Source organism: Streptomyces sp. NPDC025784 (genome assembly GCF_055558435.1).
Window position 1 is genome coordinate 446,421 of record NZ_JBVHMN010000002.1, and the last position, 21,726, is coordinate 468,146.

The window sequence follows — 21,726 nt, forward strand, 5'->3', positions numbered from 1 at the left end:
GGACGACCCATCGCGCACGTGCCGCCCATGGCGGCCGTCGGGCGCGGTGAGGCCGTGCCGGCTGTCCGGCGCGCACCGTCCGTTCCGGCCGTCCGGCGCACGCTGCCCATGCCGACCGTGGGGCACACGCCGGAACCGGCCGTCCGGCGTGTGCCGCCCGTCCCGGGTGGGCCACATGCCGGGCACGCCGTGCGCCTCGCCCGCGCCGGGCACGCCGTGGGCGCCGGGCATGCCCGGCGCCGTACCCGCGGGCCGCCACGCGTTCCCGCGGCGGGCGTTCACGGCAGGGCCCGCGCGGGGGGTCCGTGGCCGGGGCTCATGCCACCACCACCCGCACGCCCGCCTCCTCCAGCGCGGAACGTGTCGCCGCGTCCACCGGCGCGTCGGTCACCACCATGTCCAGCTCCTCGGGTCCGCAGACCTTGGCCATGCCCGTGCCCGGGAACTTGGCCCGGTCGGCGAGCAGGACCACCCGCTCACCCGCCCTGATCATGGCGCGCTTGACGGGCACCTCGACGACGGTCGTGTCCATCACCTGGCCGCCGGGCCGCACTCCGCTGGTGCCGAGGAAGAGCCAGTCGGCGTGCAGCTGGCGCAGGTTGTCCTCGGTGAGGAAGCCGACGAGCGAGCGGTACTCGCGTCGGACCATGCCGCCGAGCAGCACCAGCTCTATGTCCTCGTCGTCCGCGAGTTCCTCGTAGACCACCAGGTTGCTGGTGATGACGGTGATCCGGCGGCCGTGCAGCTGCCGGGCCAGCCGGTAGGCGGTGGTGCCGATGTCGAGCAGCACGGACTCGCCGTCCTGGATCATCGACGCGGCCTGCACGGCTATGGCGTCCTTCTCGGGCACGCGGACCTCGGCCACCTCGGCGAAGGGCTGGTCGCCCTCGTCCACGACCGCGCCGCCGTGCACCCGCGTCAGCAGGCCCTCCTCCTCCAGCTTCACCAGGTCACGGCGGACCGTGGCGGGGCTCACGCCCAGCTGTTCGGAGAGGTCGGTCACGGCCGCGGGACCGCCGGAACGCAGGGCCCGCAGGATGAGTTGATGTCGTCGCTCTGCCAGCACGCCCTGAACAATAGTCGTCATCTTTCTTCATTTCCATGCTCTGTTCTGCTCGACTCTTGCCAAATTCCTTGGCGGCGCGCACGATCCTGTGCACCGCTTGCAGACTTTTGACGAGAGGACGTGCCCGTGGGCGACGAACGGCCCGATGTCCTGCTGACCGGTCTGCTCTTCTACGACCTCGTCCTGACCGGACTGGGCAAGCCGCCGACGCCGGGCGAGGAGATCTGGACCGAAGGCATGGGCGTCAGCCCCGGAGGCATCGCCAACCTGGCGGTGGCGGCGGCGCGTTACGGCCTGCGCACCTCCCTGGCCACGGTCTTCGGCGACGACGCCTACGGCGCGTACTGCCATGACGTCCTCGCCGGCCAGGAGGACGTCGACCTCACGCTCTCCCGTACCGCGGACGGCTGGCACACCCCGGTCACCGTCTCCCTGGCGCTCCCTCGGACCGGGCCTCCCGCCCCCGCGGGACACGCCCCCGTCCACGACCGCGCCCTGGTCACCCACGGCCAGGAACCGCCCCACTCGCAGGACGCGCTGATGAGCGACCCGCCTGCGGCGCGCACCGCGCTCGTGCACATCGAGGCGGAGCCGCGCGCCTGGCTCGCCAAGGCGGCGGCGAACGGCACGCAGATCTACGCCGACGTCGGCTGGGACCCCACCCAGCAGTGGTCGCACGAACTCCTGGACCAGCTCGCGCTGTGCCACGCCTTCCTCCCCAACGAGGCCGAGGCGATGGCCTACACGCGCACCGGCAGCGCGGCCGCCGCCCTGAGCCGGCTGGCCGAGCTGGTGCCGGTCGCGGTCGTCACCCGCGGCGGCGACGGCGCGATCGCCGTGGACCAGACGACCGGCGAGTACGCCGAGGTGCCGGCCCTCGACATCGATGTCGTCGACCCGACGGGCGCCGGAGACGTCTTCGGCGCGAGCTTCGTCGCGGCGTCGCTCGGCGGCTGGCCGCTGGAGGAACGGCTGCGCTTCGCCGTGCTCGGCGCCGGGCTCTCCGTGCGACGGCACGGCGGCGCCCTGGCCGCGCCCGGCTGGTACGGCGTCGACCGCTGGTGGCGCTCCGTCGACGACCCCGCACTGCGGCGCGCGTACGGCTTCCTGGCGGACCGGATCCCTGCCGACCCGGGCCCGCCCGTCCCGTACGCGCCCGTGACCCCGCCCGGCCCCGCCCGGCGGCACTGACCCCTCATGCGAAGACCCGAACAGATCCGAAAGGCGGTGGGAGCGGTGCGGCTCTCACGAAGAGGCCTGCTGCGCGCGGGCCTGGCCGGTACGGCCGCCACGGCGCTCGGCGGCCTGGCGACCGGCTGTGCCGTTCCGACCGGCTCGACCGGCCGGAACATGGTCCTGTGGTACTGGAGCGGCGGACTGAGTCCGAAGGTCGTCCAGGACGCCAAGGCCCGCTACGACGACTCGATGAATCTTCAGGCCATCCAGATCGGCGGCTACTACCGCTCGAAGCTGATGACCACGATGACCGGGCGCGCCCACATCCCGGACATCGCCGGGCTCAAGGGCGAGGACATGGCCTCGTACCTGCCGAACTCCGACCAGTTCGTGGACCTGCGCACGCTGGGCGCGGCGCGGTACCGGGACCAGTACCTGCCCTGGAAGTGGGATCAGGGCATCGCCCCGGACGGCTCGATGGTGGGCTTCCCCATCGACTGCGGCCCGGTCGCCCACTACTACCAGCCGGCCGTCTTCGAGAAGGCGGGGCTGCCCCACGAGCCGGCGGACGTCTCCGCGGAACTCGACACCTGGGAGAAGTTCTTCACCGCGGGCGAGCAGCTCAAGAAGCGTCTGCCCGGCACGTTCATCCTCACCGACGCGCTCAGCGTCTTCGGCATCTCCGTCAACCAGTCGACCCGCCGGTACGTCGACGAGGACCGGCACTTCATCGGCGACCAGGAGCATGTGCGCACCGCCTGGGACCGGGCGGTCGAGGCCACCCGCCGCGGACTGGTCTCGAAGATCGTCAACGGGACGCCGGACAACATATCCGCCACCGAGCGGGGCCTGCTGCCCAGCCAGCTCAACGCCTCCTGGGCGGCCGGCGACATCAAGCTCAACACACCGCGGACCAAGGGCAAGTGGCGGGTGGCTCAGTGTCCGGGCGGACCGTCCAACATCGGCGGCTCGTTCCTGTCGATCACCAAGGCCTGCCGGGAGCCGGAACGTGCCTTCGAGCTGATCACCTGGATGCTCGACGCCGAGAACCAGGCCCAGGGCTTCGTCGACTCGGTGCTCTTCCCGTCGACCCCCGCGTCGTACGGCATGAGCAAGTTGCGCGAACCCGACGCGTTCTTCGGCGGCCAGATCACGATGGACGTCTTCGGCCCGGCCGCGCGGAAGATCCCCGTCGCCTTCAACAGCCCCTACGACATCGCGCTCGGCACCCCGATCAGCGACGAACTGCGGAACTTCTCCGTGCTCGGCAAGGACCCGGACAAGGCCTGGAAGGACGCCATGAGCAGCTGCCGGCGCATCGCGGACCATGTGGGGGTGAGCTACTGACATGGCTACCGCACCCGTGGTGGAGACGCATCCGGCGCCCGTGGCCGCCGCACCCGCTCCGCACCCCAGGAAGGGCGTGCTGAGCCACTGGCGGCTGTACGCCGCGATCTCCCCCTTCTATCTGCTCTTCCTCGCCTTCGGTCTGATCCCGGTCGGCTTCTCGCTCTATCTGTCGTTCCACCGCTGGGACGGGCTGGGCACGATGGAGTACGCGGGACTGTCGCAGTACCGGTACCTGCTGGCGGACGGCCAGTTCTGGAGCGCGATCGGGAACACCGTCGTCATCTGGGCGCTGGCCACCTTCCCCATGATCTTCCTGGCGATGGTCACGGCCGTGATGCTCAACTCGGCGGTCCGCTTCAAGAACGTGTACCGCTTCGCCTTCTTCCTGCCGAACGTCACGTCGATCGTGGCGGTCGCGATCATCTTCGGTTCGGTCTTCTCCACCAACTTCGGCCTGGTCAACGCCCTTCTGCAAGCCGTCGGTCTCGACCAGGTGGCCTGGCTGAACACACCCTGGGGCATCAAGGTCGCCATCGCCACGCTGATGACCTGGCAGTGGACCGGCTACAACGCGATCATCTTCCTCGCCGGTCTGCAGACGATCCCGAGCGAGCTGTACGAGGCGGCGCGGATGGACGGCGCCGGGCCCGTACAGACCTTCTTCCGGATCACGCTGCCGCTGCTGCGCCCGGTGCTGCTCTTCGTGCTCGTCATCTCGACGGTCACCGGGCTGCAGAGCTTTTCCGAGCCGCAGGTGCTGCTCCAGACCACGGACAACAACTCGTCCTTCGCGGGCGGCCCCGGACACGCGGGCCAGACCATGGTCCTCTACTTCTTCCAGCAGACCTTCGACAACAACGACTTCGGGTACGGCGCCGCCGTCGCCTGGGGCATCTTCCTCGTCGTCGTCCTCTTCTCGATCGTCAACTGGCGCCTGGTGCAGCGCCGGGGCGAAGAATAGGAGCCCGCCACCATGGCATCCATCAAGGGTTCACGGAAGCGGGGCGTCGCGCTCCACCTGGTCCTGGTCGTCGGCCTGCTGATCTCGGTCTTCCCGTTCTACTGGGCCGTGATCATGTCGACGCACGCCTCGACGGAGATCTTCTCCTACCCGCCGAAGCTGCTGCCGGGCTCGCACTTCGCGGAGAACGTCCGCCATCTCTTCGACAACGTCGACTTCTTCGGGTCGATGGCCAACTCGCTGCTGGTGGCGGGCACGGTGACCGTCCTGGTGCTGTTCTTCGACTCCCTGGCGGCCTTCGTCTTCGCCAAGTTCCAGTTCCCCGGCCGCCGGTTCCTGTTCGCGCTGATGATGGCGATCTTCATGGTGCCGGCGCAGCTCCAGGCGATCCCGCAGTTCGTGATCATGGCGAAGCTGGGCTGGATCGGCTCGATGACCGCGCTGGTCGTGCCGGCCGCCGCCAACGCGTTCGGCATCTTCTGGATGCGCCAGTACATGCGGAGCGCCATCCACGACGAACTGCTCGATGCCTCGAAGCTCGACGGCGCCGGGTTCCTGCGTCAGTACTGGCACGTGGCGCTCCCGGTCGTCCGGCCCGGCCTCGCCTTCCTCGGCATCTTCACCTTCATGGGCCAGTGGAACGACTACGCCTGGCCGCTGATCGCGCTGACCGACCCGCACAACGTGACCCTCCAGGTCGCCCTGTCCCAGCTCAACGGCGTCCACGGCACGACCGACTACGGGATGGTCATGACGGGCGCGCTGCTCGCCCTCCTCCCGCTGCTGGCCGTCTTCGCGATCGGCGCCAAGCAGATCATCGGCGACCTCGGCAAGGGGGCCGTCCGTTGATGCCCGGTCCGACGGCCGACGGCACGCACGCCCTCGATCCGCTGATCGCCCTGCGCCCCTGGGAAGCACCCGAGGTGACCTCCTGGGGGCGGCTGCCGATGAACGCCGTGGACCGGCGGGCGGGTGCGCTGTCGCTCGACGGCGACTGGCGCTTCCAGTTGCTGCCGGCCCCCGACGCCTCGCTCGGCGACTGGGCCCGGATCGAGGTCCCCGGCGCCTGGACCGTGCAGGACACCGACGACCTCCCCCAGTACACCAACTTCCGTATGCCGTGGCGCGAGTTCCCGCCCGCGTCGCCCGCCGCCAACCCGTCGGGCGTGTACGAGCGTGACGTGGACGTCCCCGCCGAGTGGACCGGTCGCCGCATCGTGCTCCAGGTCGGTGCCGCCGAGAGCGTCCTCCTGGTCCATGTCGACGGGCGGCCGGTCGGCGTCTCCAAGGACTCGCACCTCGCGGCGGAGTTCGATCTCTCGGAGGCCGTCCGTCCCGGACGGCGCGCCACCGTGCGGCTCACGGTCGTGAAGTGGTCGGACGCCTCGCACATCGAGGACCAGGACCAGTGGTGGCACGGCGGGATCACCCGCTCGGTCCTGCTGTACGCCACCGATCCGCTGTACCTGGCGGACGTGACCGTGCGGACGCGGCTCGACGGAGAGCTGCGGGTGGACTGTCAGGTGCGGCAGGCTTCCGGCGCGCTGCCCGAGGGCTGGTACGTCACCGGCGAGCTGGACGAGCAACTCCTCCGCCAGGACCCGGAGTTCGACCGATTGAACGCCGAGGACGGGCGCGTCTCCGACTTCCTGGGCGAGGCACGCCTGTCCACGGTCGTGCGCGGCGTCCGGCCGTGGACCGCGGAGACGCCCGAGCTGTACGGCTTGACCGTACGGCTGCACCGCCCCGACGGTTCGGTCGCCGACACCTCGCACCACCGCGTCGGCTTCCGCGAGGTAGGGATCCGCGGCCGTGACCTGCTCCTCAACGGCGAGCGGATCTACATCCGGGGCGTCAACCGGCACGACTTCCATCCGCTGACAGGGCGGACGGTGTCGTACGAGGACATCCGCGCGGACCTTGAGCTGCTGAAGCAATTCGGGTTCAACGCGATCCGTACCGCCCACTACCCGAACGACCCGACCCTCCTCGACCTCGCCGACGAGCTCGGCTTCTACATCGTGGACGAGGCGAACATCGAGGCGCACGACCACGCGCACGAGATCGCCGACGACCCGCGCTACACCAGTGCCTTCGTGGACCGTGTCGCGCGGATGGTGCTCCGCGACAAGAACCACCCTTGCGTCATCATCTGGTCCCTGGGCAACGAGTCCGACTACGGCGCCAATCACGACGCCGCCGCGGGGTGGCTTCGCCGCCACGACCCGACCAGGCCGCTGCAGTACGAGGGCGCGGCCAAGCTCGACTGGGCCGCCACGACCGTCGCGTCCGACATCGCCTGCCCCATGTACGCGCCCATCGAGGACTGTGTCGCGCACGCCCTCTCCGGGACACAGACCAAGCCGCTGATCCAGTGCGAGTACTCGCACGCCATGGGCAACAGCAACGGCACGCTCGCCGACCACTGGGCCGCCATCGAGTCAACCCCGGGGCTTCAGGGCGGTTTCATCTGGGAGTTCTGGGACCACGGCATTCTCCAACGCGTGAACGACGGAAGACCGGCCGGACGCGGTGGCGCCGGGCTGTATGGCAACGGTGTCGCGGCGCCGGGTCACCGCTGGGCGTACGGCGGTGACTTCGGCGAGGCGATCCACGACGGCGCGTTCATCGCCGACGGGGTCGTCTTCCCCGACCGGACCCCGAAGCCGGTGATGTACGAGCACCGGGAGATCGCGGCGCCGGTCGTGCTGACGAACTTCCACCACGAAGGGCTGGCCATCGCCAACCGCCAGCACTTCCGGGGGCTGGAATGGCTGGCCGCCGAGTGGGATCTGTCGCTCGCGGACGGCGGCACGCTGACGGCTCCGGCCGAGCTGCCCCACGTGGGCCCCGGCGAGTCGGCCACGGTTCCGCTGCCCTTCCCGCTGCCCGAGGACGCCGGCGAGGCGTGGCTGACGCTGCGCGTGACGACGGCGGACGACGAGCCCTGGGCGCCGCGCGGCACGGTGGTGTGCCTGCCGCAGGTGCGGCTGTGGTCGGCGGCCGACATGGAGGACGACTTCGAGGGCGAGGACGACCGCGGGGACGAGGACGACCGCGGGGACGAGGACGTCTCCCGGGACGTCCCCACGACGGGCGAGCCCGTCGACATCGACGAGGACGGGCTCCTCGTTCATCCGCTGCTCACCGCCGCCCCCGTGCTGTCCCTGTGGCGTGCACCGACCGACAACGACGAGCTGGGCGGGATGGCGGCGCGCTGGCGGGAGTGGGGCCTCGACGCGCTCGTCCGCGAGCTGGTCGACGTGCGGCGCGTCGGCGCGCGCGTCACCGTGCTGGCCGAGTACGAGACCGGCGCGGGTACCGTCCGCCACGAGCAGACCTTCACCCCCGTCGAGGGCGGCCTGCGGATCGAGGAATCGGCCGAGCTGCCGGAGGGACTCGACGACGCGGCGCGGGTCGGCAGCGTCTTCGAGACCGTCGCCGGACTCGGCCTCTTCGAGTGGTACGGGCCCGGGCCCTGGGAGAGCTATCCGGACCGGTTCTCGGGCGCACCCGTGGGACACCACTCGGCCCCCGTGGACGAGCAGTTCACGCCCTATCTGCGCCCGCAGGAGAGCGGGGGCCGTCATGCCGTGCGCCACTTCACGCTGTCTGCGCCGGACGCCACGGGTCTCGCGGTCCGGCTGGACGAACCCTGCCAGGTCTCGGTGACCCGTTACCGCGCCGAGGACCTGGCCGCCGCCACCCACCACGACGAGCTGGTGCCGCGGCCCGGCAGCGTCGTACACCTCGACGCCGCCCACCGCGGCCTCGGCACCGCCTCGTGCGGGCCGGACACCTCCGCCGCCCACCTCATCAAGCCCGGCACCCACAACTGGGCCTGGACCCTGCGCATCCTCTGACCGTCTCGCGCCCCCGTTTTCCCCCATGGAGCAGACATCTGCACTTCACATGACCAGGCGACGGAAGCCGAGCAGGCCGACGCCGGCAGACGCAACTTCCTGCGGGCCACCGCGCTGATCGGAGCGGCGGCCACCACCGCGGTGGCACTGCCCGCGACGGCGCAGGCGGCCTCGCGCGAGACGACCTGGCGGCCCGACCCGGAAAGCCGCCGCTTCACCCTCGCCGTCATGCCCGACACCCAGTACCTCTTCGACGGGCCGAGCATCAACCCCGCGCCGATCGAGGCATCGCTCCGCTACCTCCTGGAGCACGGCAAGGACGAGAACATCGTCTTCCTCTCGCATCTGGGCGACCTCACGGAGAACGGCACACAGGTCGAATGCGACGCCGCGGGCAAGGCGTTCGAGCTCCTCGACCGGCGTGGTGTGGGCTACAGCGTGCTGGCGGGCAACCATGACATCAGGTCGTCCACGGACGACCAGCGGGGCGCGACTGCGTACCTCGACGTCTTCGGGCCGCAGCGCTTCGCGCACAAGCCCACCTTCGGCGGTGCCTCGCCGGACGGCTACAACACCTTCCACCTCTTCACGGCGGCCGGCCGGCAGTGGCTGGTCCTCGCGCTGGACTGGCGGTTGTCGGCGAAGGGCTACACGTGGGCGAAGGACGTCATCACGGCGCACCCCAGGACGCCCGTCATCGTCACCACGCACGAGCTGGTCGTCGAGGACGACACCCTCTCCTCCTACGGGCAGCGCCTGTGGGACGAGCTGGTCAGTGATCACGACCAGATCTTCCTGACCCTCAACGGGCACTACTGGCCCGCCGCCCGCGCCACCCGCAAGAACGCGGCCGGCAACGACGTGCATCTACACCTGACGAACTATCAGAATCGCTACTACGGCGGCGCGGCGATGATCCGCCTCTACCGTTTCGACCTCGACCGGAACACCATCGACGTCGAGACGATCTCGCCGTGGATCCTGGGCCGGGCCGCCAAGGGCCTCAACGAGCTGGAGCGGCAGGAGATCGAACTCAGCGGCGACGCCGACCGGTTCTCCGTCGCCCTCGACTTCGAGGAACGCTTCTCGGGCTTCGCTCCGCTGCCCGCCCGGCCGTCGCGACCCGCCTCGCGGATGCTCGTCCGGGGCACGGTCGCCTACTGGCGCTTCGACGGACACGCCGACGGTACCGCGGCCGAGGGCACCGTCCGCGATCTGTCCGGGCAGGGAAACGACCTGACCGTGGTCAAGGTCGCCGATGGCGCACTCAGCTGGTCGTCGGCCCACCACCCGGACCAGCCGGGCCACGGCAGCCTCACCTTCCAGGGCGGCAAGCCTCCGCTGAAGGGGGCATATCTGCGGACGATCGACGGCGCCCCTCTCAACTCCGCGACATTCCCGCGCGGTTACACCATCGAGGCTTTCTATCAGCTGCCCGCCGGCTGGGACGCCTCACACAACGCCTGGGCCTCGCTGATCAGCCGCACCGGCACCGGCGGCGGCGCGGGCAGGACCGCGGACGACCCGGACGAGCCGCTCGCCACGCTCTCGCTGTCCGACGGGCCCGGCCCGCAGTGGGCGGTCCGGCCGCTCAACCAGCAGGGCATCATCACCAACTGGGGCGACGAGACGGCCCGGGAGCAGTGGTGGCACGTCGCCGTCGTCAACGACGGCTCCCACACCACGATGTACGTCCAGGGCTGCCCGGTCGCCCGCAATCCGCACGTCACCGCCATCGGGCTCACCTCCCTCGGGCTGCCGTGGCTGCTCGGCGGCTACGAATACGCGGGGAAGATCGACCAGATTCTGCACGGCCGGGTCGGCGACGTCAGGATCGTCGAGCGCGCCCTTCCCGTCACGTCGTTCATGAACCACTGAGCCGAGGACCCGAGGGACTCACACGATCATGACCGAGCAGCAACTGCCCGCCTGGGCCGATCCGTCCGTCTCCCCCTCCCGCCTGGACGCGCAGGGCGTGTCCCGGCGCGGCCTCCTGCGCCGTGCGGGCCTGTTCGGCGCCGCCTTCGCGGCCGGCCCGCTCGCGGCCCCCGCCGCGGCCGGCGCACAGCGGTACGGCGGCGACGACCCTCGTCTCGCCCACCTCGTCGGCGACCACCACGTGCACTCCGTCTACAGCCACGACGCGAAGTACACGTTCTCCCAGCTCGCCCGGGCCGGGGCGCGGTACGGCCTCGACTGGATGGTCTTCAACGAGCACTCCAACGTCGGCCACGCACAGTACGGGGCCCGGCTGGAGCACCGGGAGATCGTCGCGGCGCGCGCCGAGAACCCGCGCCAGCTGATCTTCCAGGGCCTGGAGTGGTACATCCCGGCCGCCGAGCACGCCACGGTGTTCTCGGCACCCGGCCCCCACGAGGTGGACCTGCTGACCCGGTTCGAGCTCGCCTACGACGGCAAGCTGCTCGGCTACACGGACGGGGCGGCCTCGCACCCGCAGACGGCGCGCAACGAGGCGCACGCCGTCGAGGCGGTCAAGTGGCTGGCCGAGCAGCGCCGCAGCGGTTACGTCGAGGACGTGCTCGTCCTCGCCAACCACCCGCTGCGCCTGGGCATCGACTCCCCGCACGAGATGCGCAACTGGCGCGACGCGGCCCCCGAGATCGTGATCGGCATGGAGGGAGCTCCCGGCGCCCAGGGCGGCGGCATACCGGGCTGGGTCGGCTCGGGACAGCAGCGCGGCGAGTACGTCAACAAGCCGTCCGTGAACTCTTTCCCCGGATACCCGGAGGACGCCTACGTCCTGTACGGCGGCTTCGACTGGATGACGGCGACCGTGGGCGGCATGTGGGACGCCATGCTCGCGGAGGGCAGGCTCTTCACCGTCACCAGCAACTCCGACGTGCACCGCGTCGTCTTCGACACCTGGAAGAACGGCGACTGGGCGCCGGGGCGCACCTTCGACAACACCGGGCGCCTGCCCGACCCGGTGAACACGGACACGCAGCAGCCGGGCGGTGACTTCTGGCCCGGCCAGTTCAGCCGTACGCACGTGGGCGTGACGCGGTACGGGTACCGCGCGGTGATGGCGGGGCTGCGGGCCGGCCGGGTCTGGGTCGACCACGGACACCTGCTGGACGGGCTCGACGTCCGGCTCAAGCGGGACTGCGACCACGGCCGGGGCGTCACGACGGGCGGGCGGCTGCGCGTGCGCAGGGGCGACAGGCTCACCCTGTCCGTCACGGTGACGTCGGCCTCGCGCCCCAACCCGCACGGGATCCTGCCCGAGTTGGCACACGTCGACGTGATCCGCGGTGCGGTGCGCGGACCCGCCGCCGACCGCGACGACTGGCGGGCGCCCGACACCCGGGTGGTGCGGACCCTCGACGTGACCGGCAGGAGGGGTACGTACACCCTGCGCGTCCCGCTGACCGCGGGCGAGGAGTCCTTCTACGTCCGGCTGCGCGGCAGCGACGGCAACCGCAACGGCGCCGGATACCTCGGTGCCTCGGTCGACCCGCACGGCCCGGTCCCGCACGTGCCCGGCGACGGTGACCCCTGGGCCGATACGTGGTTCTATGCCAACCCGGTGTTCGTCGATGTGGCAGGTGATTGATGAGACGTCAGCTTCTCGCACTGGCATCGCTGTCGGGCGTGGTGGCCGTCGTGGCGGGCACCACGCCCGCCGTGGCCGCCGAACCGCGCTGGACCGAGACCGGCACGGCGTACGTGGGGACGCTCGGCGCCGGGCAGGGGCCGGCGAGCCGCGCCGACGGCTCGCTGCTGCACCGCGGCCTCGCGTCGGTCCCGCTCACCCTGCGGATCAAGGGCTGGAACCATGTCGGCGACCCGGACATCGCCCAGGGCCATGTGTTCGACGCCTACCAGGGACCGGACACGGCGACGTCCAAGATGTTCGCCGTCACCACGCCGGCCGGGAAACGCTACGAGTACGTCCACCGGCTCGACCCGGGCGAGAAGCTCAACAACTCCTTCGCCACCGTGTCTCCCGACGGGCAGTGGCTGGTGTCGGGCGAGTGGGGCGACCAGAACCGCCTCCAGGTCTTCCCCGCGCCGCTGCTCAATCCGTCGACCCCGCGCACCGGCGGTGATCTGCCGCAAGTCCCGCAGATCACCCTCGACAAGCCGGTGCGCGACATCCAGGGCTGCGACTTCGTCAACTCCACACGGTTGCTGTGTGCTTCGGACGACGGCTCCCGCACGCTCTTCCCCGAGGACCGGCCGCTGCTCCAGGTGGATCTGGAGCACCCGCTGGACGGCGGGCCGGTCACCGGGCGGGTGCAGAGCCTGTTCGCCCTGCCGCAGCGCAGCCTGTGCACGGGGACGTTCGAGGCGGAGGGCGTCGACTACGACACCGCGCGCGGCACGCTGCGCGCCGAGGTCGTCCAGCCCGGCGCGTGCGTCGTCGCCACCACGGTCCACTCCTACGAGCTCAGGTAGCGGGCCCGCCTCATGTCCGCGCAGACCGCGCCCGGCCGTCTGCTCGCCGTGCTCGCCGCCTTCGACCACGAGCACACGGCACTGTCCCTCACGGCGATCGGCCGCCGGGCCGGACTGACCCTCACCACGGCCCACCGGCTGGTGGGCGCCCTCACGGACTGGGGCGCCCTGGAGCGTGACGAGCACGGCCTGTACCACGTGGGCCTGCGTCTGTGGGAGGTCGCCGCGCTCGCCCCGCGCGGCCTCGGCCTCCGGCAGACCGCGCTGCCGTACCTGGAGGACCTGTACGAAGCCACCCACGAGAACGTGCAGTTGGCGGTCCGCGACGGCTCCGAGGTCGTCTACATCGAGTGGATCTCGGGGCGCTCCGCGGTCGGGGTCCGCATCCAGGTCGGTGCGCGCTGGCCGCTGCACGCGACGGGCGTGGGGCTCGCCCTGCTCGCACATGGCGGGCCCGGTCTCCAGAAGGCGTACTGCGAGGGCCCGTTGGCCTCCTTCACCCCGTACACCGTGACGGATCCGGCGGTGCTCCGCCGTGAGCTGGCCGAAGTGCGCCGCACGGGCGTCGCGGTGAGCAGCCGGCAGGTCACGGACGACGCCCTGTCGGTGGCGGCCCCGGTGCGCGATGCGGGCGGCGCGGTCGTGGCGGCGGTGTCGGTCGTGGTGCCCGAAGCCGACGCGCAGGTGCCGGCGTTGGTCCCGGCGGTCCGGCTGGCCGCGCGCGGCATCTCCCGGGCGCTCGGCTGGCAGCCCGAGGCACGCCCGGACCCGAACCGCTGAGTGTGCCGCGTGGGTCGCCGGAGGCCCGGATATCCCTCTCGTCGGTGAGGACTTCGGCGTCGCGGGGTCGGAATACTGGGACGGTCCGTGCCCGGAGGAGCCGCGTATGCCCGCCCAGTCCTGGTTCGCCCCCGCCGTCTCCCGATGGCGGTCGGTCCGCTCGCGCCTGCGGACGACGCATCCGTACGTCGTCGACACCGCGCTCGCCGCGCTCGTGCTGTTCGCGGCCTCGCTCCAGTGGATGTTCCCCGACGAGGGCGACGACCGGCTCACCTGGCAGGGTTTCCTGCTGGCGGCCGGCACGGCGGCACCTCTGGTCTGGCGGCGCCGCGCTCCCTTCCTGTCCGCCTGCGCGGTGTCGGTGTGCACGCCCGCGATGGCGCTCTACCACGCGCCGCCGCCGAACGTCGCCTACGGCGGACTGGTGGTCCTCTACACGGTCGCCACGCTCTGCCCGCCCGCGCAGCGCCGCCTCACGCTGGTGACCTGGCTGGTCGGCGCCTCGCTCACGATGATGACCAAGGAGCACGCGCAGCCGTTCGAGTACGCGTTCCACCTCACGAGCTTCCTGAGCGCCTACGCGTTGGGCATCCTCACCCGCGTCCAACGCGCGTACACCGCCGAACTGGAGGACCGGGCCCGTCGTCTGGAACGGGAACGTGCCTCCGACACGGCGCGGGCGACGGCGCAGGAACGCGCCCGGATCGCCCGGGACATGCACGACATCCTGGCCCATGCGGTGAGCCTGATGGTCGTCCAGGCCGAGGCCGGTCCGGTGGTGGTGCGCAGCGATCCGGAGCGCGCCGAGGCCGCCTTCGACGCGATCGCGACAAGCGGACGGGACGCGATGACGCAGCTGCGGCGGATCCTCGGGGTCCTCAAGGAGGAACTGGTGGAGGGGACTTCGGCCCGGGTGCCGCAGCCCGGCACCGCGGCCCTCGCCGAACTGGTCCGTCAGGTCGCGGAGTCCACCGGGCTGCGTGTCGACCTGCGTACGACCGGCAGCCCCCGCCCACTGCATCCGGACACCGAGGTCGCCGCCTACCGCGTGGTGCAGGAGGCGCTCACGAACACCGTGAAGCATGCGTACGCTTCCACGGCGCGGGTCGAACTGGACTGGACGGAGGACGCGTTGACACTCACGGTGACGGACGACGGCCGGGGGCCGGTGCGTTCGCCGGGCGCACGAGGTCCGGCGGCCCCGGCCGGCGGTCACGGGCTGATCGGCATCAGGGAGCGGGCGGTGGCCTGCGGGGGCAGCGCCGACACCGGCGGCGGTCCCGACGGCGGCTTCCGTGTCGCCGTACGGCTGCCCGCCGCCGTCGACCGGCAGGCGGCCCTGGGGTGAGCATCCGCGTGGTGGTCGCCGACGACCAGGAACTGGTCCGCAGCGGCTTCAGCATGATCCTGGAGGCGCAGCGGGACATCGAGGTGGTGGCGGAGGCCGGGGACGGCGTCGAGGCGGTGGCCGCCGTGCGGCTGCACACGCCCGACGTGCTGCTCCTGGACATCCGTATGCCGCGCATGGACGGCCTGGAGGCGGCCCGGCTGGTGTGCGCCGAGTCCGGCTGCAAGGTCGTCATGCTGACCACCTTCGATCTCGACGAGTACGTGTACGAGGCCCTCTACGCGGGGGCGAGCGGCTTCCTGCTCAAGGACGTCCGGCGGGACGACCTCGTCCACGCGGTCCGTGTCGTGGCGGCGGGCGACTCGCTCCTCGCGCCCTCGGTGACGCGCCGTCTCGTCGCGGACATCATCCGGCGGCGCCGCGCCGAGGCCGCCCCCGAGCCGGCGCCGGCCCGGCTCGACGTGCTCACCGCCCGCGAGGAGGAGACCCTCCGGCTGCTGGCCCGCGGGCTGTCCAACGCGGAGATCGCGACGACGCTGTTCGTGAGCGAACACACCGTCAAGACCCATGTCAGCAACGTGCTGAGCAAGCTGGGGCTGCGGGACCGGGTACAGGCGGTGATCTGCGCGTACGAGACGGGCCTGGTGACGCCGGGCTCCGCCCCGTAGCGCCGCGCCGGCCCGGGCCGGGCCGGGCCCCGCACGGTGCCGTCGCGTGCGATGCCGGGCCCGGGTCACCGCTGTCGGGGTGCCTGGATCGCGAGGACGCGGTCGCGCAGGACGGGGAGTTCGGAGCGGATCCGGGCCACTTCGGCCATGTCGACGTCCACGGTCGCCGTCTCCTCCTCGGCGCGGGCCTCGCCGAGGACGGTCCCCCACGGGTCGACGACCACGCTGTGTCCGGCCTGCAGCATCCCGCCGTGGGTGCCGGCCGCGTCGCAGGCCAGCAGGAAGACCTGTTCCTCCAGGGCTCTCGTACGGGTGAGGAGCTGGAAGTGGTTCAGCCGCGCCGCGGGCCATGCGGCGGGCACCACGGCGAGTTCGGCGCCCGCGTCGAGCAGGCCCCGGAAGAGTTCGGGAAAGCGGAGGTCGTAACAGATGGCGAGGCCGACGACACCGAAGTCGGTGGGCACGGTGACGATGTCCCGGCCGCCGCCCATCAAGGTCGCCTCGCCGGTGTCGAAGCCGTACCGGTGGATCTTGCGGTAGCTGCCGCGCAGGTCGCCGGTCCGGTCGAAGAGGAGGGCGGTGTTGTACAGCGTGCCGTCCCGGTCCCGCTCGACGATCGTTCCGGCATGGAGCCAGCTCCCGGCCGCACGGGCGGCGGCGGACATGATCTCGGCGGTGGGGCCGTCGAGCCCCTCGGCGTCGCGCTGCCAGTCGTCGTAGGCCCAGGCTCCGGCGGTCCACAGTTCCGGCAGGACCACCAGGTCGTCGCCCGCCCGGCCGCGGACCAGGGAGGCCGCTCTGTGCCGGCGCTCGTCGGCCGTGTCGGACGCGTCCACGGACAGCTGGATCAGTGAGGCACGCATGACTGTCTCCTCCGGGACCGTTGTCGTACGGCCCGATGTCGCACGCCCCGAGAAACCTGTTCCCTTACGAGCCTAGGGAGCCCTGCACGCATCTGCGCCCCGTGCGCGGGTGCTCCCGGGCGGCCTCGTGTCGCCCCGGGCCCGAGGGAGGGCCGGGCGGGGCCTCGCTCATCAAGGTGACGCCCGCGCCACCTCTCGGGTCATGACCGTTTTCTCCCGGTTCGAGGGCATGATGGCAGCCCACGACCGCCCGCTTCCCGTAGCCGCAGCCCAGAGGGGTCCAGCTTGTCCGCACCCGCCCGTCGCCCCCGGACCGTGACCGGATCCGCACTTGTCGTGCTCGCCCTGGCGGCGGGCTGTACCGGGCACACCGGGACGAGCACCCACGGCCGTGCGAAGGCGTCGACCGTCCCGCTGGCGAGCCTGTCCCCGTCGCCGGCCCTGACCGCGCGGGCCACCGAGGACCTGCGCGACCCGCCCCAGATCGTGAGCAAGGACGGACTGCTCAGGACCAGCATCGTCGTCGAACGCAAGAAGGTCCGCCTGGCGGGCAACGATGTGTGGGCGCTGACGTACAACGGGCTGTACGCGCCGCCCACGCTGCGTCTGCGGCCCGGCGACCGCATGGAGGTGGCCTTCGAGAACAAGCTGGACCAGCAGACGAACCTGCACGTGCACGGGATGCACGTCTCGCCCGCCGGTCGCTCGGACAACGTCTTCCTCAAGATCGGGCCGGGGAAGAAGTTCACCTACGCGTACACCTTCCCCAAGAGCCTGGAACCGGGCACGTACTGGTACCACCCGCACCCGCACACGCTGTCCGCCGCGCAGACCGCCGGCGGCATGGCCGGCCTCGTCGTGGTCGACGGCCTCGACGACTACCTGCCCGCCGCGCTGCGCGGGATCACCGAACGCGTCGTCGCCCTCAAGGACTTCCAGCTGGTCGGCGACCGGATCAAGACCGCGCACCTGAAGATGGGCGCGCCCACCACCCGCACCGTCAACGGACAGCTGAACCCGCGGATCAGGATCAGGCCGGGCGAGACGCAGCTGTGGCGGCTCGCGAACGTCGGGGCCAACATCTTCTACAAGGTGGCGCTGCCCGGCACCAAGTTCCACGTCGTCGCCCAGGACGGCTACCCGGTGAACAAGGTGTACGCGGTCGATTCCCTGGTCATCCCCGCCGGTGCCCGCTACGACGTGCTCGTCCAGGGGCCGGCGGCCGGCACGTCGGAACTGCTGACCCTGCCCTACGACAGCGGAAAGGCCGGCAACCGGTTCCCCCGGGCGACGCTGGCCACGGTCCGCTCCGAGGGTGAACCGATGCGGCCCGCGGCCCTGCCCACGGACTTCGCCCCGGAGGACGACCTCGGCAAGGAGACCGTCGCGGCCCGTAAGACGATCACCTTCACGGAGAACAAGGCGGGCACGCTCTTCTACATCAACCACAAGCAGTTCGACCACAACCGCGTCGACTTCCGGGCCAAGCTCGGCACCGTCGAGGAGTGGACCGTCAAGAACGACAGCGACGAGGTCCACTCGTTCCACGTCCACACCAACGACTTCCAGGTGATGAGCATCGACGGCAAGCCGCAGATCAACTACGGCCTCCAGGACACCGTCGACGTCCCGCCCCGGGGAAACATGGTCGTCCGCATCCGGTTCCTCGACTATCCGGGCAAGACGGTCCTGCACTGTCACATCCTCAACCACGAGGACGCGGGGATGATGTCGGTGCTGCAGATCGAAAGGTGACCGCGCGCGGGCCGGCCGCCCCCTCCCGCGCTCCCTCCCCGGAGTGAGCCGGCGTCCCGTATCCGTCGTACGGGGGAGGCCCCGATACCGCTCCCCCCGGCGATCCGCCGACCCCTCCCCCGGCACGACGCTGAGTGGCGATGTCATTCACCGTACCGACCGCCGGGAGGCGTACCGTGCTCGCCACGATCTCCCGGGCGGCGACCCGCCGCCCACTCACCGTGATCCTCGTCTGGCTCCTCATGCTGCTGGTCGGCTTCGGCCTCGGCACGGGTGTCTTCGGCCGGCTCGTCGACTCGGTGCCCGATGTCCCGGGCACCGAGTCGGACCGGGCCGCCGCCTACCTCGACCGCGTCGACACCAGCGGTGAGTCGATCACCGCCGTCGTCTCCGGCACGGCGGTCTCCGACCCGGCGCTGCGCTCCCAGGTGGGCCGTGCCGTCGCCGACCTGCGCACGGTGACGGGGGTCGCCTCCGTGCCCGACCCCTACACCACCCGCGGTCTCACCGCCGGGGACGGCAGGGCCCTGGTCATCCCGGTGACGCTCAAGGGCGACATGGAGTTCAAGGACGAGAAGAAGGCCGTGGACACCGCGGCCGACCGCATCCGGCAGATCGACGCGCCCGAGGTCCACGTCAGCGGCGGCCCGCTGCTCGGGCAGCAGATGGGCGGGCGCGCCCAGGAGGACGTGCAGCGGGCCGAGTTGATCTCCCTGCCGGTCGTCCTGGCGCTGCTGCTCGTCGTCTTCGGCGGGCTGCGGGCCGCCGGGCTCCCCCTGCTGATCGCCGTCAGCGGGGTCGCGGGCGCGTTCCTGGCGCTGTTCCTCTTCAGCCAGGTCACCGACATCTCGGTGTACGCGATCCAGATCACCACCATGCTGGGTCTCGGACTCGCCGTGGACTACGCGCTGTTGATGGTGGTCCGGTTCCGCGAGGAACGACGGCACACCGACGACGTCATCGACGCGGTGCACCGCACGGTCGCGGGAGCGGGGCGGACCGTCCTGTTCTCCGGGCTCACGGTGGCCGTCAGCCTTTCCGGACTCCTGGTGTTCCCCAGCCCGTTCCTGCGCAGCATGGGGCTCGCCGTCGCCGCCGTGGTCGTCGTCGACATGCTCGCCGCGGTCACCCTGCTGCCCGCGCTCCTGGCGCGTTTCGGCGCACGCATCGCACCGGCCAGGAGCAAGGGCAGGGGCGAGGCAGCGGCCGGGAGCGGCGACGCGGCGGCCGCCCCGGAGGCTTCCCCGACGGGCGGCTCCGCCGAGGAGGGCCGCGTGTTCGCCCGCCTCGCCCGCTTCGCGTCCCGCCGCCCCCTCGCCGTACTGGCCGTCCTCGTCCCGGCCCTGCTCGTCGTGGCCCTTCCCGCGGCCGGGATGAGGATCGGTATCGGAGACGCCAGGCAACTGCCCGCCGACACCGAGGCGCGGCAGATGTACGACGCGCTGGAGGCGCACTTCCCGCCGGGCACCGGGGTCTCGCCGGTCACCGTCCTGGTGCGGCCCGGCGCGGGCCCGGACACGGTGCCCCGCATCCGCGCCCTGTCGGACACGAGCGACGCACGCGCCCTGCCGGACGGCTCCACCCTGGTGCACCTGCGGCCGGGCGGCAGCGTCGACGGCACGGCGGCGACCGACCTGGTCGAGCGCGTACGGGACGTGCGTGGGAACGAACCGGTCGAGGTCACGGGCGTCGCGGCCCGGCTCGTCGACTTCCGCTCGATGCTCGCGGAGCGGGCACCCTGGGCGGCGGCCACCGTGCTCCTCGGCATCTTCGCCCTGCTGTTCGCGTTCACCGGATCCGTGCTCATCCCGCTGCGGACGATCGTGACCACCCTGCTCAGCCTGGGTGCCGCACTCGGCGCGGTGGTCTGGGTCTTCCAGGACGGGCATCTGGCCGGGCTGCTGGGCGCCGACGGCCTGGGTTCGCTCAGTCTGACGGCCCCGCCGCTGATCATCGCGATCGCCTTCGGACTCGCCATGGACTACGAGCTGTTCATCCTGGCCCGGATGCGCGAGACCTGGCTGCGCACCGGCGACGAGCACGACGCCGTCGTGACCGGTCTGCGCCGCTCGGGCCGTGTGGTCAGCTGTGCCGCGCTGCTCCTGGCGATCGTCTTCGGAGCCTTCATGACCGGCGGTTTCTCGCCCATCCTGCAGATCGGTCTCGGGCTGACCCTGGCGGTCCTGATCGACGCGACCGTGGTCCGCATGCTCCTCGTACCGGCCACGATGGCGCTGCTCGGCAAGCGCGCCTGGTGGGCTCCGGCCGCGCTGCGGCGGGCGCACGACCGGTTCGGGGTGAGCGAGGAGGCACCGGCCCCGCGCCCCCAGTTGACGGGCGTCTGAGGACCATCCCCCGGGGGGCCCGTCCGGCCGTCTCCCCCCGAACGGCCGGACGGGCCCTAAGCGAAGCATTCCGTCCCCGCCGTCCTGCGGTGGGTGACGGAATGCTTCGTGAGATGTGCGCGGAACTCGTAGCAGCCGAGGGCCGTATGCATCGAATCCAGCGGCTTGACCGAGGCGTACACGATGACCTCGGCGGGCGAGCGCTCCACGCTGACGGGCACGGCGACCGGTGAGTCGTGCCAGAGCTCCTTCCCCTCGTCCGTCTGCTGCATCGCGAAGGCCCGTCTCAACTCGGCGTCCGGGAGCCTCCCGTCGGCGATCGCGTGGTCGAGCCGGCCGGCGATCGCGGCGGAGCTCGCGTCGAGCAGGGCCCGTTCTTCCTTCTCCGCCTGCTTCTCGCGTTCGCGCTCAAAGCGCCGGCAGTCGTCCATGGTCGACTGCTCGGAGGTCACGGTGTCCGCCTCCCGCCGCGCCCGGAACTCGTAGCAGACCTGTTCGTTCGCGCCCGCGTACAGCAGGACCAGGTCGGTCAGCTGACCGTCGGCCACCTTCTGATCCACGAGATGGACGCCGTACGTCTGCCAGACCTCCGCCGTCTGGACGGCCATGAAGCCGCCTCGGGCCAGGGCGGCGCGCAGTTCCACCACGACGTCCGCGGCGACCGCCGCGGGACTGCGCGGAGCCGGGGGCGACACCGGCTCCCGGCAGGCCGCGTACGGCAGTTCGTGCACGGAGACGGGCGGTGGCGCGGACGCCGGGACGACCTCGAAGCGGTAGCAGCCGCGCGTCGAGCCGGCGAACCAGCCGGACCCCTGCTGCGCGAACCTCGCGGTGACCGTCACCCGCCGGCCCCGCCGCCGGACCTCGGGCGCGTCCGCCCTGCCGTTGCCGGTGCCCAGCGTCCGGTCGATCTCGGTCCCGAGGAGGGCTCCGTCCCCCGCCGCCCGGGACAACCGGTCCCGGGACCGGTCCACGTTCTCCTCCATCGTGTGCCGGGCCCGGTCGTCGGCGCGTCCGGGCGCCGTACTGAGCCGCCACATCCCGAACAGCACCAGGACCAGCGCCGTCATCAGCACGGCCAGACAGCCTTTCAGCATGCATCCCCCGCGTTGCGCCATGCCCGCAGACTGCC

16 protein-coding genes are annotated in these 21,726 nt (G+C 71.5%); 13 read left to right on the forward strand and 3 right to left on the reverse strand.

Going from position 1 to position 21,726, the window contains the following annotated elements; genetic code table 11:
* Positions 1-316: 316 nt before the first annotated feature.
* Positions 317-1,066: a DeoR/GlpR family DNA-binding transcription regulator gene (locus tag ACZ4IF_RS08045; RefSeq protein WP_028798993.1), complete on the reverse strand. Its 750-nt coding sequence runs from the start codon at positions 1,064-1,066 to the stop codon at positions 317-319.
* 126 nt (positions 1,067-1,192) lie between these two features.
* Here ACZ4IF_RS08045 and ACZ4IF_RS08050 point away from each other — a divergent pair, with 126 nt between their 5' ends.
* From ACZ4IF_RS08050 to ACZ4IF_RS08100, 11 genes are all read left to right on the forward strand, one after another.
* A complete protein-coding gene (locus ACZ4IF_RS08050) occupies positions 1,193-2,257 on the forward strand; it encodes a carbohydrate kinase family protein (protein ID WP_467560632.1) in 1,065 nt (354 codons plus the stop codon).
* A gap of 45 nt (positions 2,258-2,302) precedes the next feature.
* On the forward strand, positions 2,303-3,589 hold the full coding sequence (locus ACZ4IF_RS08055) for an ABC transporter substrate-binding protein (protein ID WP_467561114.1): 1,287 nt from the start codon (positions 2,303-2,305) through the stop codon (positions 3,587-3,589).
* A gap of 1 nt (position 3,590) precedes the next feature.
* Complete coding sequence (locus ACZ4IF_RS08060; protein WP_467560634.1) at positions 3,591-4,553, forward strand: carbohydrate ABC transporter permease; 963 nt, start codon at positions 3,591-3,593, stop codon at positions 4,551-4,553.
* Between the two features lie 12 nt (positions 4,554-4,565).
* Positions 4,566-5,402 carry a carbohydrate ABC transporter permease gene (locus ACZ4IF_RS08065; RefSeq protein WP_359488282.1) on the forward strand — a complete coding sequence of 279 codons (837 nt, stop codon included), beginning with the start codon at positions 4,566-4,568 and terminating at the stop codon, positions 5,400-5,402.
* Positions 5,402-8,416: a glycoside hydrolase family 2 TIM barrel-domain containing protein gene (locus ACZ4IF_RS08070; RefSeq protein ID WP_467560636.1), complete on the forward strand. Its 3,015-nt coding sequence runs from the start codon at positions 5,402-5,404 to the stop codon at positions 8,414-8,416. The genes ACZ4IF_RS08065 and ACZ4IF_RS08070 overlap by 1 nt, the downstream gene beginning before the upstream one ends.
* A 36-nt stretch (positions 8,417-8,452) precedes the next feature.
* Positions 8,453-10,294: a LamG-like jellyroll fold domain-containing protein gene (locus ACZ4IF_RS08075; protein WP_467561116.1), complete on the forward strand. Its 1,842-nt coding sequence runs from the start codon at positions 8,453-8,455 to the stop codon at positions 10,292-10,294.
* A gap of 28 nt (positions 10,295-10,322) precedes the next feature.
* Positions 10,323-11,990 (forward strand): histidinol-phosphatase, encoded by a 1,668-nt coding sequence (locus tag ACZ4IF_RS08080; protein WP_467560638.1) that lies wholly within the window; start codon positions 10,323-10,325, stop codon positions 11,988-11,990.
* Complete coding sequence (locus tag ACZ4IF_RS08085) at positions 11,990-12,835, forward strand: hypothetical protein (RefSeq protein WP_467560640.1); 846 nt, start codon at positions 11,990-11,992, stop codon at positions 12,833-12,835. Before ACZ4IF_RS08080 ends, ACZ4IF_RS08085 begins: the two co-directional genes overlap by 1 nt.
* A 12-nt stretch (positions 12,836-12,847) precedes the next feature.
* On the forward strand, positions 12,848-13,615 hold the full coding sequence (locus tag ACZ4IF_RS08090) for an IclR family transcriptional regulator (RefSeq protein ID WP_467560642.1): 768 nt from the start codon (positions 12,848-12,850) through the stop codon (positions 13,613-13,615).
* 106 nt (positions 13,616-13,721) lie between these two features.
* Complete coding sequence (locus ACZ4IF_RS08095) at positions 13,722-14,963, forward strand: sensor histidine kinase (RefSeq protein ID WP_467560644.1); 1,242 nt, start codon at positions 13,722-13,724, stop codon at positions 14,961-14,963.
* A complete protein-coding gene (locus ACZ4IF_RS08100; protein WP_359488294.1) occupies positions 14,960-15,631 on the forward strand; it encodes a response regulator transcription factor in 672 nt (223 codons plus the stop codon). The genes ACZ4IF_RS08095 and ACZ4IF_RS08100 overlap by 4 nt, the downstream gene beginning before the upstream one ends.
* Before the next feature lie 65 nt (positions 15,632-15,696).
* Here ACZ4IF_RS08100 and ACZ4IF_RS08105 read toward each other — a convergent pair whose 3' ends face one another.
* Positions 15,697-16,494 carry a nitrilase-related carbon-nitrogen hydrolase gene (locus ACZ4IF_RS08105; RefSeq protein ID WP_467560647.1) on the reverse strand — a complete coding sequence of 266 codons (798 nt, stop codon included), beginning with the start codon at positions 16,492-16,494 and terminating at the stop codon, positions 15,697-15,699.
* Between the two features lie 315 nt (positions 16,495-16,809).
* Here ACZ4IF_RS08105 and ACZ4IF_RS08110 point away from each other — a divergent pair, with 315 nt between their 5' ends.
* Both ACZ4IF_RS08110 and ACZ4IF_RS08115 read left to right on the forward strand, forming a co-directional pair.
* On the forward strand, positions 16,810-18,249 hold the full coding sequence (locus ACZ4IF_RS08110; protein ID WP_467560649.1) for a multicopper oxidase family protein: 1,440 nt from the start codon (positions 16,810-16,812) through the stop codon (positions 18,247-18,249).
* Between the two features lie 176 nt (positions 18,250-18,425).
* Entirely contained in the window at positions 18,426-20,594 is a 2,169-nt protein-coding gene (locus ACZ4IF_RS08115; RefSeq protein WP_467561118.1) for an MMPL family transporter, read from the forward strand.
* Positions 20,595-20,650: 56 nt separating this feature from the next.
* Here ACZ4IF_RS08115 and ACZ4IF_RS08120 read toward each other — a convergent pair whose 3' ends face one another.
* Positions 20,651-21,691, reverse strand: a complete 1,041-nt coding sequence (locus ACZ4IF_RS08120) for a hypothetical protein (protein ID WP_467560651.1) — start codon at positions 21,689-21,691, stop codon at positions 20,651-20,653.
* Between the last annotated feature and the right edge of the window lie 35 nt (positions 21,692-21,726).